Source organism: Aulosira sp. FACHB-615 (genome assembly GCF_014698045.1).
GTDB lineage: Bacteria > Cyanobacteriota > Cyanobacteriia > Cyanobacteriales > Nostocaceae > Nostoc_B.
The window spans coordinates 92,638-108,806 of sequence record NZ_JACJSE010000022.1 but is presented as its reverse complement, the minus strand read 5'-3'; the positions used below and the strand labels follow the sequence as shown (position 1 = coordinate 108,806).

The following is a 16,169-nucleotide window of genomic DNA, read 5'->3' as shown; positions in this document are numbered from 1 at the left end:
AATAGTAATATTCCTGACCAACCTACAAACACGAAGCGATCGCGCTTTAACCAGTCGTCTAGTACGTCAAACCACCCTCTTCTACTTGGGGCGCGTCCAACTGCGATGGTCATCGGACTAAAATCCTCTTTTTACTAAAAATTTCAACGCTCTTGAGGAATAAACGTTTTTTTGACAATTCCCGCAGCCTGAAAGCGGCTGATTTTCTGAGAGGTTGCCTTCTAAGTAAGTTGACATTTCTCAGGGTTATGCCATTACACGTACCATTGGCTAGTAACCTAGCTTGTGGTAACTTAATGATCCTTAACTTATCACATTAGTTCGGTTTTTTGCCTGAACTACACAGGGAATTCTGGTATTGATTACAAACCTATTAAATAATATGAATATCAGAAATTTTACAATCTGACACAACTTTTCTCAGAAATATCACAATTATCTTTGAAGGGAGTGGGGAGTTAGCCCGAATTTCTCACGTATGGTTAGCGGGTGTGGAGAGAGAGGGGAGTGTGGGGAGTGGAGGAAACAAGGAAGGGGTGGAAATGAGAGAGAATAACTAATGGCAAGGGAAAAATCACCCTTGACCCTTGACCCTTGACCCTTGACCATTCACAAAGTAGTTCCATGACCGTATCAACAACAATTAACCAAGGCGATTCTAATGGCGATCGCGCTTCTTCGGGCGTGTTACATCAAAAAGTTCTCGGTTCTCGTCGGTTGAGTAACTACTGGTGGGCAACTATTGTAACTTTAGGAGCCACAGGCTTTTTGTTAGCTGGTATATCGAGTTATTTGCACGTCAATTTGCTATTAGTCACCGATCCGACTCAATTAGTGTTCTTACCCCAAGGTTTAGTTATGGGCTTGTATGGCACTGCTGGTGTACTTTTAGCTTTATTCCTGTGGTTGATGATTTTATTAGATGTGGGCGGTGGTTACAACGAGTTTAACCACGAAACTGACACCGTTAAAATTTTTCGCTGGGGGTTCCCTGGCAAAAACCGCCGCATTGAAATTTCTGCCCGCATTCGTGATGTCCAATCTGTAAGATTAGACATTAAAGAAGGTTTAAATCCTAAGCGTGCAGTTTACCTCAGAATTAAGGGACGGCGCGATGTTCCTTTAACAAGAGTCGGTCAACCCCTGTCTTTGACAGAAATAGAAACCAAAGGTGCAGAATTAGCCCGCTTTTTGCAAGTCCCCTTGGAAGGACTTTAATTAAGTAAAAAGTAGAAAGGCAAAAGTTAAAAGAAAATAATCTTTTGCCCTTCGGGTTCGCCATTTGCTTTATGCCGGGAAACCCGTCCACCGCAATGGCTTACTTTTTACCTTTACCTTTTAACTTTATTCACTTGAGAGGCTAAGATACTCTGGTTGAGTCAGTACCTGAAAATGCGGTTAAAAGTTACAAAATTTTTAGTTACCTTTTTGATGGTCGCTGCTTTAATGTTGGGAGGATGTTCTACACAGCAAGTTAGCTCTAGCACTTCTTCTCCAACAGGAACAGCTACCGAAACTAGTAATACAACTACTGAAGCAACGCCTGTACCTGAAACAACAAGTGAGAGTATTCCCGGAATGAGTAATTTACCAAGGCTTGAAGGTAAAGCTACTGTAGTGATGACGGTGAAAGGTTCACCCATCACTATCGAAGTAGATGGTACAAATGCGCCGATTACCGCAGGTAATTTTGTCGATTTAGTCCAAAAAGGTGTTTACGATGGGTTGGCATTCCATCGAGTGGTACGTGATCCGCAGCCGTTTGTTGTTCAAGGCGGTGATCCCCAAGGGAAAGACCCGAAATTTCCTGCTGATAGATTGGGAACAGGCGGTTATATTGACCCGAAATCTGGCAATGAACGCTATATACCTTTAGAAATCAAACCCAAGGGTGAAGCTGCCCCAATTTACAGTAAAACCTTTGAAATGGCAGGTGTAAAGACAGTACCAGAGTTAAGCCATAAACAAGGTGCGATCGCAATGGCGCGATCGCAAATGCCAGATTCAGCTTCTTCGCAGTTTTATTTTGCTTTAGCTGATTTGGGTTTCTTGGATGGTAACTACGCTGTATTTGGCTATGTCACCCAAGGCTTTGATGTCGTCAACAAAATTCAACAAGGCGATCGCATTGATTCTGCGAAAGTTACCCAAGGTGCAGAAAACCTGAAAGTTCCTCAATGAAGAGTGCTGAGTGCTGAGTGCTGAGTGCTGAGTAAGAAAAAGAGTACTCAGTAAAGTCAAGAACTTGCAATACTTCAGATCCCCGACTTCTTTGAGAAGTCGGGGATCTTGTTCTCTCCCACTCCCTGGGTACTGAGCGCAGTCGAAGTACACTCCCCATTCCCAACTCCCTAATTTCTGAAACCACCTTGGCATTTCAGCAAATTTAATAGTATATAATGATAGATTGTGTCGAATCGTCAAATTAAAGCCAGCAAATGCCTAAACTAAAAACCCGTAAAGCAGCCGCAAAACGGTTCCGCGCTACTGGTAGCGGTAAAATCGTCCGCCGCAAAGCGTTCAAAAACCACTTGTTAGAACATAAAACCACTAACAAAAAACGTAAATTTTCCAAAATGGCCATCGTCAACGAGCGCGACGAAGAAAACGTACGCTTGATGCTTCCTTATTTGTAGAGTAAATTTTTTAGGAATTAGAACATGACACGGGTAAAACGCGGTAACGTAGCTCGTAAACGCCGCAATAAAATTCTCAAATTAGCTAAAGGTTTTCGCGGTTCACACTCAACTCTGTTTAGAACTGCTAACCAGCAAGTAATGAAGGCACTACGTAGTGCCTACCGCGATCGCAAAAAACGCAAGCGTGATTTCCGCCGTTTGTGGATTACTCGGATTAACGCGGCTGCTAGACAACATGGTTTAAGCTACAGTCAGTTGATTGGCAACTTGAAAAAAGCTGATATCCAACTCAACCGCAAGATGTTGGCACAATTAGCAGTTTTAGATCCTACCAGCTTCGGCAAAATTGCTGAATTAGCAGCCAGTCAAGCGAAATAAAGGTGCTAACGGATGAATAACCTTTGAAGGATGAAGTATGAAGTATGAAGGTTGAAACTTACCCCCAAAATCAATCAAGGGGTTTGCACAAATTTGGCTCGTTGCTGAAAAAATTAATCAAGCAACAAGTCTGTTTTTCATCCTTTATCCTTTATCCTTTATCCTTGAATCGGTTATATATGGGGTTATTTAGCGGAATTTTGGTGATTTTCTGCTGTTTATTGTTAGTCACAGGTTTACCTGCATCTGCCGCAGAAATGCCAGAAATTCAACGGCGGGGCTATTTTAAAATTGCCGTTAAAGATAATTTGCCTCCCTTGGGATTTAGGGACGCTAACGGCAATCTTCAAGGCTTGGAAATTGATTTGGCGCAACGTTTAGCCGCCGATTTGCTAGGGAAAGCCGAAGCGGTGAAATTACAGCCTGTAGCAAATCGCGATCGCTTATCTGTAGTCTTAAAGCATCAAGTTGATTTTGCTATTGCTAGAGTCACGGCTACTGAGGCACGTTCCCGGTTAGTAAGTTTCAGTGTGCCTTATTATTTGGATGGCACGTACTTGATTACTAAAGATACTTCTGTAAAAGAAATTCAAGATTTAGCTAACCGTAAAATAGCTGTCCTCAACAATTCTGATGCGATCGCTCAAGTACGTTATTATCTCCCCAAGGCTGAGTTAGTGGGAGTCCAATCTTACCAAGAAGGGCAAGAAAAGTTAGAAAATAATACAGCCACAGCCTTCGCCGCCGATGCAAGTGTTCTGAGTGGTTGGATCAAACAATCTCCCCAATATCGCCTGCTACCAACCAAGCTATCGACAGCACCTTTATCTGTGGTGATGCCCAAGGGTGTACAATACGACGAATTGCGACGAAATGTAAATGAAGCGATCGCCCGTTACACAGTTAAAGGTTGGCTGAAGCAACGCGCCCAATATTGGGGACTACCTTAAAAGAGATATTGTACTTTTGCCTTTTAACTTTTAACTTTAGGACTTACGCAACGCCGATAATGTCATTGCGACCGAAACGAAGTGTAGGGAAGCAATCTCAGCGTCAGGGGAGATTACTTCGCTATCGCTCGTAATGACGGAGTTACGTTACTTTTGCGTAAGTCCTGAACTTTTAACTTCTCTAAGATTGATAATAGATAGAGAAAGTAGTTTTAATATTTGTCTTAGCAGGCGATGGATAATAATCTAGCTGTTGTTTACCTCTCGATTGTGGTGGCAATTCTGACATTCGCGGTTGTGAGTGTTTTTCGGCAAATTCTCAAAACTCGCAGGTTGGAAAGTGCATTTTCCAAACTGCGAAAAAAACTGGAGAAAGAAAAAGGTACAACTCAGGAATATTACGAGTTAGCCTGTATCTATTCTGAAAAAAAATTGTACGTGCAAGCGATCGCGTTATTTCAAAAGGCTCTCAAAGCTGCTGAAGAAGAAGGGGAAGAAGCAACTGCTCCTATTTATAATGGGCTTGGTTACGCTTACTTTGCTCAAGAACAATATGACTTAGCAATTCGCCAATACAAAGAAGCTTTGAAAATTAAACCCGATTATGTAGTAGCTTTAAATAACATCGGTCACGCCTATGAGCGCAAAAAATTAAATACTCAGGCGCTACAAAGTTACGAAGAAGCTCTCAAATTAGCTCCTAATAATTCCACCGCTAAACGTCGTGCTGAATCTTTACGCCGTTTAGTTTCTGCATAGTTCAGGATTTCAATAAAAAGAAGGGTAAGGGATTATTTTAAAAGTGGTTAGTTGTGTTTATTGGTACTTATAGATCCCTCCAACCCCCCTTAAAAAGGCTATGGTGTACACACAAATATTCGTGTAGTGCATCTGTCCCGCCTCGGAATGAATTCCGAGTCTCATAGCAAAAGTCATCTGAAGATGACTCACCTAAAAATGTCTTATAGTCCACTTGAGTGGACTTTGGCTATGAGCCTGGAACTTTAGTTCAAGGCGGGATGCGGTTTCATACGGCAAATTTTCGACTTGTGTGTACACCGTAGCTTAAAAAGGGGGGGCTAAGATTCTTTTAAAGTTAAGAGAATAGTAGGTTGGGTGTAGCGATAGCGTAACCCAACAAAGCCTTGAAAATGTTGGGTTCCGTTCCTCCACCCAACCTACACCAGTCTAAGTTTTTGCCTTAACGGAACTGTATTGCGTTATAGACCCCTTGAATTGTCATTACGAGCGCAGTGATAACGGAGCGAAGTAATCGCATAATCCCGTAATTTTGGCGATTGCTTGTCTACGAGACGCTACGCGAACGCAATGACAGGCTTCCAGAGCGATCGCAAAACCGAAAGCTAGACGACAAAACCAAACTTTGGCTAGGATTTCAAGACTTGTGTGTACACCGTAGCCTTTTTAAGGGGGATTTAGGGGGATCTAAAATGTTTGGCTACCAACAACAGGGCTTTTAAAACATCCTCTCCTACACCCTTACCCCAATCCTTGATTTTTTCTCCCTCTGCGTAACTCATCCGCATCGTCAACTAAGTAGATACCATGAGTACTAGACAAACCTGACTGGTCACTGTATCATGTTTGTATTAACTTGATGGTTGACAAATCAAAGCGGGGGCTAAAAACCCTGGGGATTCGTCAAAATCGCCAGAACCTTGACAACAAAATAATTACAGCGTTTCATATATCTGGTAAGTTGAGAATTAGTCGCAATTATGACGGCTGAAATTGACATCTTTTTGAGATTCGTCAAATTGCTTCCCAAAAACCTTGCTCCGTATCGGTTTCAGTGCGGCGGGGTTTCTAACTACTAATTCCCCTCACGGGGATTGAAACTTACCTTGTCAACTGTTCTTTCTTCTAAGAAGCCGTTTCTAACTACTAATTCCCCTCACGGGGATTGAAACTTAGTATTGGTGAGTTATTTAAAAGAATTGGTATGTTTCTAACTACTAATTCCCCTCACGGGGATTGAAACCTTCTCGATTTCCTCTTCATCTACAAACTTTGACTCGTTTCTAACTACTAATTCCCCTCACGGGGATTGAAACATCTGTTGCGGTCTTAAGCGCGGCGCTTGGTATTGAGTTTCTAACTACTAATTCCCCTCAAGGGGATTGAAACCTTACCAGATGCAACATCCTTATATACATCCTCATCTAGTTTCTAACTACTAATTCCCCTCACGGGGATTGAAACTATCGGATACTGTTCTTTGTTCTTTAAATGAGAAAGTTTCTACTAATTCCCCTCACGGGGATTGAAACATAGTTACATGTTCCACCTGGGTTGGTAGCAAAGGTTTCTAACTACTAATTCCCCTCACGGGGATTGAAACTAGATGACTCCGGGTTTTTATTTACTCTTTCTGAAAGAGTTTCTAAACACTAATTCCCCACAAGGGGATTAAAACAAAAGTGCGATCGCAAAATCTATCGGTTTTATATAAGACTAATATCTGCGCCTACACAAATACATCCAGCAATCAAACCGGATTTATATAGTTCATACTGAGAAATGAATAAATAGAAGTTCTTTGTTTGCTAGTTACAGATGATGAAGAAACTGCGGTTTGCTGTTTTAGCCATTAATATTATTATCTGCCTGAGTATATTTTTTGGACTAATAAGTAAAGTCTCTGCTCAACAACCGCAGATTTTACACCCTTTAACGCCGTTAACAGAAACAGAAATTACCACAGCCGTGGAGGTAGTTAAAAAAGCAAAATCGTTAAGCGACACGGCTATTTTTTCGATTGTGGCTTTAAAAGAACCGGATAAACAGGAAGTTTTAAATTTTACACCCAATCAAGAAGTTCAACGACAAGCTTTTTTAGTAGTATACGAACGTTTACAAAACAAAACCTACGAAGGTATTGTTGACGTAAAACAGCAGTCCCTTAATTCTTGGCAAGAAATAGCCAATGCTCAACCAGCTTTAGGTTATACAGAATGTGCCTTAACATCTCAAATTGTTAAAGCTGATGAAAAATGGCAAAAAGCCATGCAACGAAGGGAAATTAAAGATTTTGATGATGTTAAAGTTAGTTGTTGGGCGGCGGGAATCTTAAGTAAACAGGAAGAATCAACAGGCGATCGCTTGGTGCGTGGATTATCTTATTATCGAGGCGATAACTGGAATTATTACGGTAGTCCCATTGAAGGTGTATTAGCGACAGTTAATTTAAATACAGGTAAAGTCGTCAGTCTAATAGATAGAGGCATCGTACCATTCTCTAAAGAAAAGTGGGACTATGATCTAAAATCTTTGGGTAAATTACTCACACCACCAAAACCGTTAAAATTTTTTCAGCCTTATGGTAAAACCTTCCAAATTAATGGAAATGAAATTAGTTGGCAAGGTTGGAAGTTTCGCTATTTAATGCACCCGCGTGACGGTTTAGTGTTGTATTTAGTAAATTACCAAGATGGGGAAAATCTGCGACGAGTTTTATATCGTGGTAGCCTATCAGAAATGGTAGTCCCTTATGGTGATCCTGATCCTACTTGGTCATTTCGCAATGCTTTTGATGTTGGTGAATATAACTTTGGTGTGTTAGCGAATGCGCTGGAGTTGGGTAAAGATATCCCCAGCAACGGAGTTTTATTAGATGCGATATTTGCCAACGAACAAGGCGAACCTGTGACAATGCCGCGAGTTGTTGGTATTTATGAGCGTGATAATGGTATTCTCTGGAAACATTATGGATATGATACTCAGCGTAATGATGTCCGCCGCAATCGGGAGTTAGTGTTAACTATAACGGCGACAATTGATAATTATGATTACAGCCTGAATTGGATTTTTCACCAAGACGGTACTTTAGAAGTTCAAAACGAATTAAGCGGAATTGTTCTAGCCCAAGGGACAAATTTAGCAACAGAATCTTTTGATAATTCCTATGGACGGTTACTGGCTAAAAATATTTTTGGCGTAAATCATCAACACTTTTTTAATTACCGCCTCGATATGGATGTAGACGGACAGGCAAATTCTGTCACAGAGATGAATGTCAACTCTGTACCAATTAGTGGTAAAAATCCTATAGGAAATGCGATCGCAGTCGAAAACACACCATTAGCCACAGAAAAAGCTGCCGTCCGTGATGTTGATACCAAACATAGCCGAGAATGGATGATTAGCAGCACCGATAAAAAGAATACTCTCGGCGTGGGAACTGCATATATGTTAATGCCAACTGGAAACACCATATTTTTTCCAACTGAAGGTGCAGAAATTCGCAAACGCGCCGAATTTGCTACACATCATTTTTGGGTAACAAAATATAAACCAGATGAACTTTATGCAGGTGGTAATTATCCCAATCAAAGCCAACCAAAAGAAGGTTTACCAAAATATATTTCTGACAATGAATCATTAACAAATGAAGACATCGTAGTTTGGTACACAATGGGAATGACACACGTACCCCGTCCTGAAGATTGGCCTGTAATGCCTGTTCATCGCGTTGGTTTCAAGTTATTTCCACGCGGTTTCTTTAGCCGTAATCCTGTGATTAATTTGCCTGAATAACTATCAAATACTCGCAGATCCCCGACTTCTTGAAGAAGTCGGGAATCTAGTTCTTCACGAATGAGGCACAAGATTATGAATCTATACATTCTTATTTTTTATACGGCTTGACTACGCACTAGTCTTAAATGACCATCAGAAGCAATTTTTTCAAAACAAGAATCCATTTCTATAAAAATATCCCAATACTCTTTATGGCATCTTTTTACTAACATCTTCATAAATAAATCTTCTAATTGATTGTTACGCTTGCCTTTCCAAAGTGTATCGCTTAAGGCAACACATATCTCTTCAAAAGAACATTCCATTGTTTGCCATTGAGCATGAGAACGACAGCAACGCGCCAGAGTTGAATCAACTCCATTTTTGATGAGTAAATTCTCACCATCAGCTTCGTGATTGATACCTTTAGCTGTCAATTCCTCTGGATGAATAATTTTACCTGCATCATGAAACGCTACACCCAACCGCAAAAAACTTTCATCAAACTGCACCTGTAATTCATACAATTTTGAGATGAGCAAATCAGCAGCTTCGCCAACTAATTTAACGTGAAGTATCAGTTTTGGTAAAGCTCCCAATTCCTCTAGAAACTGATAAGCTTCATTGACTGTTTGAAAGGTTTTGCTTTGATGACTCATGTAAAATTACTCATCATTATTATTAAATAGGTATAAGGACTAAGTTAAATTTAACTTGAGATTGGCGGGTTTCGACTTCGCTCAACCCTCTTTTAGTGCAAGATTTGAAATGATGTAATATCAAATACTCTGGTTCTTTAAAGATAGCGATCGCACTTCTCATGCCAAAATATATGTAGAAATATTAAGAATACTTGCCCAGAGTTTATGAATAAATATTAAATAACAGCTTTATCTTGCTAACAAGATTTGCATAAGACTAAGAATTATTTCCTTAAACAATATATATGTTGTTTAACTTAAAAGCTAAAATCTAATCATCACAAAGGTTTCAGCGATTCTGACACCAATCAACTAGTAAATAGTCCTATTTCTTCCACGCTACAAGTTTTGGGACAATCAAAGACTAATAATTTCGCAATCATAGTCCACCTCTGATTTTGTTCACAAGGGAGAACGCCTGATGAAATTGGCTTACTGGATGTACGCAGGCCCAGCCCACATTGGTACTTTGCGAGTCGCTACTTCGTTTAAAAACGTTCATGCGATTATGCACGCTCCCCTCGGAGATGATTATTTTAACGTTATGCGTTCCATGCTCTCACGGGAGCGAGATTTTACCCCAGTGACAGCCAGTGTTGTAGATCGCCACGTATTAGCACGCGGTTCGCAAGAGAAGGTGGTTGACAATATTACCCGCAAAGATGCAGAGGAACACCCCGATTTGATTGTGTTAACTCCGACTTGCACCTCTAGCATTTTGCAAGAAGACTTACAAAACTTCGTCGAACGGGCGCAGCTAGAAGCCAAAGGCGATGTCATGTTGGCGGATGTGAACCATTATCGCGTCAATGAATTGCAAGCAGGCGATCGCACTCTACATCAAATCGTTCAATACTATATTGAAAAAGCCCGCAAAAAAGGCGAACTACCGACAACCAAAACCGAAAAGCCATCAGTTAACATCATCGGTATTTCTACCCTGGGTTTTCACAACAACCACGACTGTACAGAACTGAAAAAACTCATGGGTGATTTGGGAATTGAGGTGAACGCCGTCATTCCCGAAGGTGCTTCTGTTCATGAATTAAAGAATTTGCCCAAGGCTTGGTTTAACTTGGTTCCTTACCGGGAACTAGGTGTAATGACAGCTAATTACTTACAAGCAGAATTCGGAACACCTTGCGTAGATATTACCCCAATGGGTGTGGTAGAAACTGCCCGTTGCATCCGCAAAATTCAACAGGTAATTAACGAACAAGGCGCAAATGTTGACTATGAAGAATATATCAACGAGCAAACCTTGTATGTTTCCCAAGCGGCTTGGTTTTCCCGTTCGATTGACTGTCAGAATTTAACTGGTAAAAAAGCTGTGGTATTTGGCGACAACACCCACGCCGCCGCCCTTACCAAAATTCTCTCACGAGAAATGGGGATTCATGTAGTTTGGGCAGGAACTTACTGCAAATATGATGCTGACTGGTTCCGCGAACAGGTAAGCGAATATTGCGACGAAGTACTGATTACTGATGATCATGGCGCAATTGGGGATGCGATCGCTCGTGTCGAACCCTCAGCCATTTTCGGTACGCAAATGGAACGCCACGTCGGGAAACGCTTAGATATTCCTTGCGGTGTGATTGCTGCACCAATTCACGTCCAAAACTTCCCCATTGGTTACAAACCATTTTTAGGCTACGAAGGTACAAATCAAATCACAGATTTAATCTACAATTCCTTTACTTTAGGAATGGAAGACCATTTATTAGAAATATTTGGTGGACACGATACTAAAGAAGTAATTACGAAAGGAATTTCTGCCGAATCTGATTTGAATTGGACAAAAGATGGTTTAGCAGAATTAAATAAAATACCGGGATTTGTGCGCGGTAAAGTCAAGCGAAATACTGAAAAATTTGCCCGCGATCGCGGTTTCAAAGATATCAATGCTGAGGTGCTATACGCTGCTAAAGAAGCTGTCGGGGCTTAGTTTTACAGTTAACTGTTAGCTTGAACTCGATTGATGATGTAAGAGCATTTATAGACAAAAATGCTCTTACTAAGGACTTATACCATTTTGGATTTTAGATTTTGGATTTTGGATTGGGAAATTGCTGACTGGTGAGCTTTTCAGTAACCCATTTGTCGCAATCATTTTTCAAATTGGTATTACCCATAAAAACGAAAAATCAAGGGTTTTGGCAAGGGTGTAGGGGTGTATGTATCTAAAACCCTTACGCCACACACCCTTACACCCAATCTTCACAGACAATCTTGGTGCGTAAGTCCTGTTACTATCAATTTTTTTCTAAAAGTAGCGATTTTTTGAAATACTCTAAAGTAATTTAGTCAAATATTAAAGATATTTTAAAGTTAGTATATTAGCTGCGTAATTGCACTCAACTTTTGAAAAAAGACGTGATTTTTGAGTCCAATTAACCACATAATATAAGCATAGCCTAGTCAAAAATAGATCATTTAATCGAAGGAACTTCAATGACTCAACGTATCACTCGTGCGGTTAATTCAATAGTGAAAAAATTTTCACGCAGAAATGCTCTTTTGTGGCTAGGAGGTAGCGGATTAGGTACTGCTATAGTTGCAGCAGGAACCCAAAAGGAAGTAGTCGCGCAAGGTAACAGAAATAGAGATGTGACGTTGCTGAATCCACCAACGTTATATAACGCACCTCAAAATGGCTATAGTCACATAGCGATTACACCACCAAGAACAAGAACCGTGTATATTTCTGGCCAATTTGGTTCAGATTTACAAGGTAATGTAATCTCCAATGATTATGAAGAACAATTAGTCAAAGCTTTTCAAAATCTGCGCTTTGCCTTAAATGCGGCTGGTGCAAGACCGCAAGATGTAGTCAAAACAACTGTTTTGATAGTAAATCACACCCAAGAAAAATTAATTCCGTTAGGACGCGAAATTGGTAATTTGTGGGGGAATAAACCACCCGCAAACACACTCATTCCTGTTCCTCGATTGGCGCTTGATGAGATGTTGTTTGAAATTGATGCTTATGCTGTGATTCCAGAATCAGGTAATAATGGCTGGTATTAATTTCTAGATAATTTTAATTGCTACGTATGAACTTGTAGAGGTGAACACCTGTTCACCCCTACAAGTTTTTGTATGTATATCGAAATTTTGGAGAATGGGTATAGTAAATAACATTTTACATTTGCGAAGTTTAAAATTACAATGTAGTATATATATTACAGATGTTAAAAACTTATTAGCTCAATCACGGTGTGTTCTGGGCAATTTTATACATCAGTACACAAGTGGAACTGCTAAATGTTTTTATTCAATCTGCGTCAGGGGCGAAAACTTCCCCAGTTATCTATGCAAATTACTATGTGGAAAACTTTTTATATCAAACCTCACGAAATCGGTATTCTATATCACCGTAGTGATTTTAAGAAAATTTTGCAGCCCGGTACTTACACTTATTTTGGTAAGCATTGGCAAGTTAAAACCTATGACCTCAATCAACCAGAGGCGAAGATTGATAACTTAGAACTATTGTTGCGAAATCACAGTTCTGAGTTACAGGAACATCTCATAGTCGTGAGAACTGGTTTTGGTCAAGCGGCTTTAGTCCACTGGGGACAAACTTGGGTGAGTATTCCGCCAAACCAACTCCGGGCTTTTTGGCGTGGTTTTATTGAGGTAGAAACTCATCTATTTAACTTGAATCAAAGTTTAGTTTTAGCTGCGGAGTTTGTTCAACAATTACGCGGAATTGCGTTGAATGGAATCAAGAAATTTCTCATTTCTGAGTATGAGATTGGTTTGCTGTATGTACAGAATAACTTTGTACAGCCGCTAGAACCTGGGGAGTATGCTTTCTGGGCTGTTGATAGAGATGTGACAGTGCGGACTCTCAGCCGGATTTTGCCAAATCCTGATTTTCCTTTAGAGGATGTGCTAATTGAGCGACATCCTGAGTTTGTGGCGGCTTATTGTGAGGTAGTACAATTACAAAATCAACAAGTAGCGATCGCACGTTATCAAGGTAAAGTAATTGCTATCCTCAAACCATGTAGCCGCAAACTATTTTGGCAAGGTGTAGAAATAGAAGTAGTTGACATCAACACCGAGGCAACATTACCACCACGTTTAATTGCTGAATTAGTTTCGGGTTTACCAGAAACTCTGGCTTTGAGTCGCAACTTCTTGCATATTTGCGAAGTACCTGCACAACACCTGGGGTTACTGTATATCAATCAAGAGTTTCAAACTCAACTGCAACCGGGAATGCACGTCTGGTGGCTATTTGGGCGTTCTTTGCAAACCGAAGTTTTTGACCTGCGTCAGCAAACTCTAGAAGTTTCTGGCCAAGACATTTTGTCTAAAGACAAAGTACCATTGCGCTTGAATTTAACGGCTGGTTTTCGCATCATCGACCCTCTGAGAGCCAAAAATGGCTTGTCAGATATTGTTGGTTACTTGTATAAAGAAGCTCAGTTTGCTTTGCGTGGCGCAGTTGGTGAAAGAACCTTAGATGCTTTACTAGAAGATAAAGGCGCAATTGACAGAAGTATTTCTGAATATATCCGTCAAAAAACCGCCGACTATGGAATTGAAGTTGATTCAGTAGGGGTCAAAGATATTATTCTGCCTGGAGAAATTAAAACTATCTTGAGCAAAGTAGTAGAAGCGGAAAAAGCCGCCCAAGCTAACGTAGTGCGTCGGCGTGAAGAAACTGCTGCAACTCGCAGTATGTTAAATACCGCCAGAGTTATGGAAGATAACCCGGTTGCATTGCGGTTGAAAGAATTAGAAATACTAGAGCGAATTGCCGAGAAAATTGAAAAAATTCAAGTTAATGGTAGCTTGGATAGTATCTTGACTGAATTGATTCGGATTAATCGGCCATAATATCCTGTAGGACTTACCCATAAAAACGAAAAATCAAGGGTTTTGGCGAGGGTATAGGGGTGTATGTATCTAAAACCCTTACACCCAATCTTCATAGACAATCTTGGTGCGTAAGTCCTGTTACGTATAAAACACTCGCATCTTTTTTAATGTACTTTTTGTCCTAAATATTGGTTATTTTATTTGACATAAATCTAATTATTAAACTTTCAATAAAGAAAATATATTTTTTTCATGAAGTTCATCTTTTTTTCATAAAACCTATTGACTATATTTAGAAAAATTCTTAAAAGAATAACAGTTAGGCTAACTTAACAAAGTGAGGAACCACAGGTTTTCGGCAAAATTTCTCTTCTAGCTTACTTTCCTATACTCATCAAGCAATTTTGTGAAACTAATACCAGCGTTACACCAAACTATAGGAAAGTTGGCCAAATTATTCAGTCTTACTAGTTCATAGTTGATTTTGTTTAGGTGTTTACCAGAAACTGCTGTTTATTGAGGCAAACAACAGCTATGCTGGCTAAATATTTTGTCAGGTTTATAAACTACTACTGCTCAATGCTTTGCGCTCACAATTGGGGAGCGCAGTTTTTAACACAATTTTTCTCTACAGGTAGAATAGTTACTACTAGAAATACTTGTAATTTGACGATTTTAGTAGCAGCTATTTACATACAGCACTTTTGAAGTAAGTGAGGTACACCATGAGTATTAAGTAATGAGTAATCAGTAAATTTCTGACTCATTACTCATTATTCATTACTCATTACTTTTCTCAATCAGTTGCTGTACCTCATAAACATCGAATCTGCTGTATAAATCTAGATTGTCCCAACAAATGCAATATGAAAAATTCCCCTGATTATTCGTAAATTCAAGGGGCAAACATTCAACGTCGGCTAAAAGTTTTCATTTTCCATCAGTCAGAAGTCAGTCTTCTCAATCAACAGGTTTTCAAGAGTAAATTTATCCCTTCATCATTGCCAGATTCTGACTTCACATCGAATAAGCAATTGTCAACAATAACTGGTAGTAATTATGTCAAACTATTCTAGCAAATACCAAGGTTTGGAAAATTACGATCTGCAAGATAGTAAGTTTTTGACACCTTTTCAAAGAAAAGCTTTGTTGAAAAATTTGCAAAGTAATTTACAGCCAGAATATCTCCGCAGAATTGAAATTATGTTGCTGGCGGATATGGGTAAATCTCAAACTCAAATATGTGAGATTGTGGGTTGTTCTCAAGAAATGGCACGTTACTGGATTGGTATAGCAGAAGCAGGTTTAGCGCATAAATGGAATGAGCGACCAATTGGGAGACCAAAAATTGTGAATGCTCAATATATTGACAGATTGAAAGAATTGGTAAGTCATAGTCCGCGTGATTATGGCTACGCATTTACTTATTGGACAGCCCAATGGTTAAGCAAACATTTAGCAAATGAATTGGGTATTTCGATTAGCGATCGCCATGTCAATCGTCTACTCAAACAAATGGGACTTTCGACTAAACCAAAAAGTTCCAACCAACAAAAAACAGAAGAGACAAAAGATAACAATATTACCATTGGTGACTTGCAAACTCACAGTGAGCCGACTTTTCCTTGGTCATTTAATTTAATGCAGACGAATCAATAAGGTTCATTTAAGGTGATGAAGGTCTATCTATTAGACAAAGACTAAGATTTGGGGGATTCTCCACGCCACATGCTTCAAGTCGGCAAAGCCGCCCAACGCAGTGGCTCCCCAAGCCCCCGATTGGGGGACGGTTGCGTCCCCCAAACCCCCTCCAAAATCATTTTTTCGTTTTTTGTTTATTCATTATTTGTGGGTTTAGTTGTGATTTAGTTTTGTTATTTGAACCGTATTGGGGCTGGAGGCTAGTACAGGTCGGCGTAAATAAATAGACCAGAAGGAATTGCTAAAAGGCTTGTAGTATTGTTGTTCTTTCTTTTCCTTTTGCCTTTTTACTTTTGCCTTGTTGTACTAGTTTGTTATTTATACTAAGTTGCTTTCAGAAATAGCATTCCCATTCCCTAGCTTCACCCACAGCAGGGACGTTGTATATAACGTCTCTACAAATACGACTTGCTATTAATTTCTGG

12 protein-coding genes, 1 pseudogene and 1 CRISPR repeat array are annotated in these 16,169 nt (G+C 39.9%); of the genes and pseudogenes, 11 read left to right on the top strand and 2 right to left on the bottom strand.

Features of this window, described 5'->3' with window-relative positions; translation table 11 throughout:
- A pseudogene (locus H6G77_RS26025) lies at positions 1-113 on the bottom strand (photosystem II D2 protein (photosystem q(a) protein)); the annotation flags it as partial.
- Between the two features lie 511 nt (positions 114-624).
- Here H6G77_RS26025 and H6G77_RS26020 point away from each other — a divergent pair.
- From H6G77_RS26020 to H6G77_RS25990, 7 genes are all read left to right on the top strand, one after another.
- Positions 625-1,218 (top strand): photosystem I assembly protein Ycf4, encoded by a 594-nt coding sequence (locus H6G77_RS26020; RefSeq protein ID WP_190595062.1) that lies wholly within the window; start codon positions 625-627, stop codon positions 1,216-1,218.
- A 174-nt stretch (positions 1,219-1,392) separates the two neighbouring features.
- On the top strand, positions 1,393-2,181 hold the full coding sequence (locus tag H6G77_RS26015; RefSeq protein ID WP_190595061.1) for a peptidylprolyl isomerase: 789 nt from the start codon (positions 1,393-1,395) through the stop codon (positions 2,179-2,181).
- Positions 2,182-2,438: 257 nt separating this feature from the next.
- On the top strand, positions 2,439-2,636 hold the full coding sequence (gene rpmI, locus H6G77_RS26010; protein ID WP_062289269.1) for a 50S ribosomal protein L35: 198 nt from the start codon (positions 2,439-2,441) through the stop codon (positions 2,634-2,636).
- Between the two features lie 24 nt (positions 2,637-2,660).
- The gene (gene rplT / locus H6G77_RS26005; RefSeq protein WP_190595060.1) at positions 2,661-3,017 is read left to right on the top strand and encodes a 50S ribosomal protein L20; all 357 of its coding nucleotides are present in this window, start codon (positions 2,661-2,663) and stop codon (positions 3,015-3,017) included.
- A gap of 179 nt (positions 3,018-3,196) precedes the next feature.
- Positions 3,197-3,967 (top strand): transporter substrate-binding domain-containing protein, encoded by a 771-nt coding sequence (locus H6G77_RS26000; RefSeq protein ID WP_190873096.1) that lies wholly within the window; start codon positions 3,197-3,199, stop codon positions 3,965-3,967.
- Between the two features lie 234 nt (positions 3,968-4,201).
- Positions 4,202-4,726 carry a tetratricopeptide repeat protein gene (locus tag H6G77_RS25995; protein WP_190595059.1) on the top strand — a complete coding sequence of 175 codons (525 nt, stop codon included), beginning with the start codon at positions 4,202-4,204 and terminating at the stop codon, positions 4,724-4,726.
- A 1,064-nt stretch (positions 4,727-5,790) separates the two neighbouring features.
- Positions 5,791-6,404: a CRISPR direct-repeat array (repeat unit 37 nt; unit sequence GTTTCTAACTACTAATTCCCCTCACGGGGATTGAAAC).
- A 140-nt stretch (positions 6,405-6,544) separates the two neighbouring features.
- Entirely contained in the window at positions 6,545-8,524 is a 1,980-nt protein-coding gene (locus tag H6G77_RS25990; RefSeq protein WP_190873094.1) for a primary-amine oxidase, read from the top strand.
- A gap of 98 nt (positions 8,525-8,622) precedes the next feature.
- On the opposite strand, the gene H6G77_RS25985 is transcribed toward H6G77_RS25990, so the two are convergent.
- Positions 8,623-9,165 (bottom strand): HD domain-containing protein, encoded by a 543-nt coding sequence (locus H6G77_RS25985; protein WP_190595057.1) that lies wholly within the window; start codon positions 9,163-9,165, stop codon positions 8,623-8,625.
- A 463-nt stretch (positions 9,166-9,628) separates the two neighbouring features.
- On the opposite strand from H6G77_RS25985, the gene bchB reads away from it, so the two are divergent.
- The 4 genes from bchB (at position 9,629) to H6G77_RS25965 (ending at position 15,702) form a co-directional block, all read left to right on the top strand.
- A complete protein-coding gene (bchB, locus tag H6G77_RS25980; protein ID WP_190595056.1) occupies positions 9,629-11,155 on the top strand; it encodes a ferredoxin:protochlorophyllide reductase (ATP-dependent) subunit B in 1,527 nt (508 codons plus the stop codon).
- Between the two features lie 506 nt (positions 11,156-11,661).
- Positions 11,662-12,237, top strand: a complete 576-nt coding sequence (locus tag H6G77_RS25975; protein WP_190873093.1) for a Rid family hydrolase — start codon at positions 11,662-11,664, stop codon at positions 12,235-12,237.
- 297 nt (positions 12,238-12,534) lie between these two features.
- The gene (locus tag H6G77_RS25970) at positions 12,535-14,061 is read left to right on the top strand and encodes a slipin family protein (RefSeq protein ID WP_190595063.1); all 1,527 of its coding nucleotides are present in this window, start codon (positions 12,535-12,537) and stop codon (positions 14,059-14,061) included.
- Between the two features lie 1,041 nt (positions 14,062-15,102).
- Positions 15,103-15,702, top strand: a complete 600-nt coding sequence (locus H6G77_RS25965) for a helix-turn-helix domain-containing protein (protein WP_190873092.1) — start codon at positions 15,103-15,105, stop codon at positions 15,700-15,702.
- Positions 15,703-16,169 lie beyond the last annotated feature (467 nt).

Excerpts from the sequence above, each read along its gene's own strand:
- H6G77_RS25965 (WP_190873092.1), top strand. The coding sequence starts at position 15,103 with ATGTCAAACTATTCTAGCAAATACCAAGGTTTGGAAAATTACGATCTG.
- H6G77_RS25975 (WP_190873093.1), top strand. The coding sequence starts at position 11,662 with ATGACTCAACGTATCACTCGTGCGGTTAATTCAATAGTGAAAAAATTT.
- H6G77_RS25995 (WP_190595059.1), top strand. The coding sequence starts at position 4,202 with ATGGATAATAATCTAGCTGTTGTTTACCTCTCGATTGTGGTGGCAATT.
- H6G77_RS25970 (WP_190595063.1), top strand. The coding sequence starts at position 12,535 with ATGTGGAAAACTTTTTATATCAAACCTCACGAAATCGGTATTCTATAT.
- H6G77_RS26000 (WP_190873096.1), top strand. The coding sequence starts at position 3,197 with ATGGGGTTATTTAGCGGAATTTTGGTGATTTTCTGCTGTTTATTGTTA.
- H6G77_RS26020 (WP_190595062.1), top strand. The coding sequence starts at position 625 with ATGACCGTATCAACAACAATTAACCAAGGCGATTCTAATGGCGATCGC.
- rplT (WP_190595060.1), top strand. The coding sequence starts at position 2,661 with ATGACACGGGTAAAACGCGGTAACGTAGCTCGTAAACGCCGCAATAAA.
- H6G77_RS25985 (WP_190595057.1), bottom strand. The coding sequence starts at position 9,165 with ATGAGTCATCAAAGCAAAACCTTTCAAACAGTCAATGAAGCTTATCAG.
- H6G77_RS25990 (WP_190873094.1), top strand. The coding sequence starts at position 6,545 with ATGATGAAGAAACTGCGGTTTGCTGTTTTAGCCATTAATATTATTATC.
- H6G77_RS26015 (WP_190595061.1), top strand. The coding sequence starts at position 1,393 with ATGCGGTTAAAAGTTACAAAATTTTTAGTTACCTTTTTGATGGTCGCT.
- bchB (WP_190595056.1), top strand. The coding sequence starts at position 9,629 with ATGAAATTGGCTTACTGGATGTACGCAGGCCCAGCCCACATTGGTACT.
- rpmI (WP_062289269.1), top strand. The coding sequence starts at position 2,439 with ATGCCTAAACTAAAAACCCGTAAAGCAGCCGCAAAACGGTTCCGCGCT.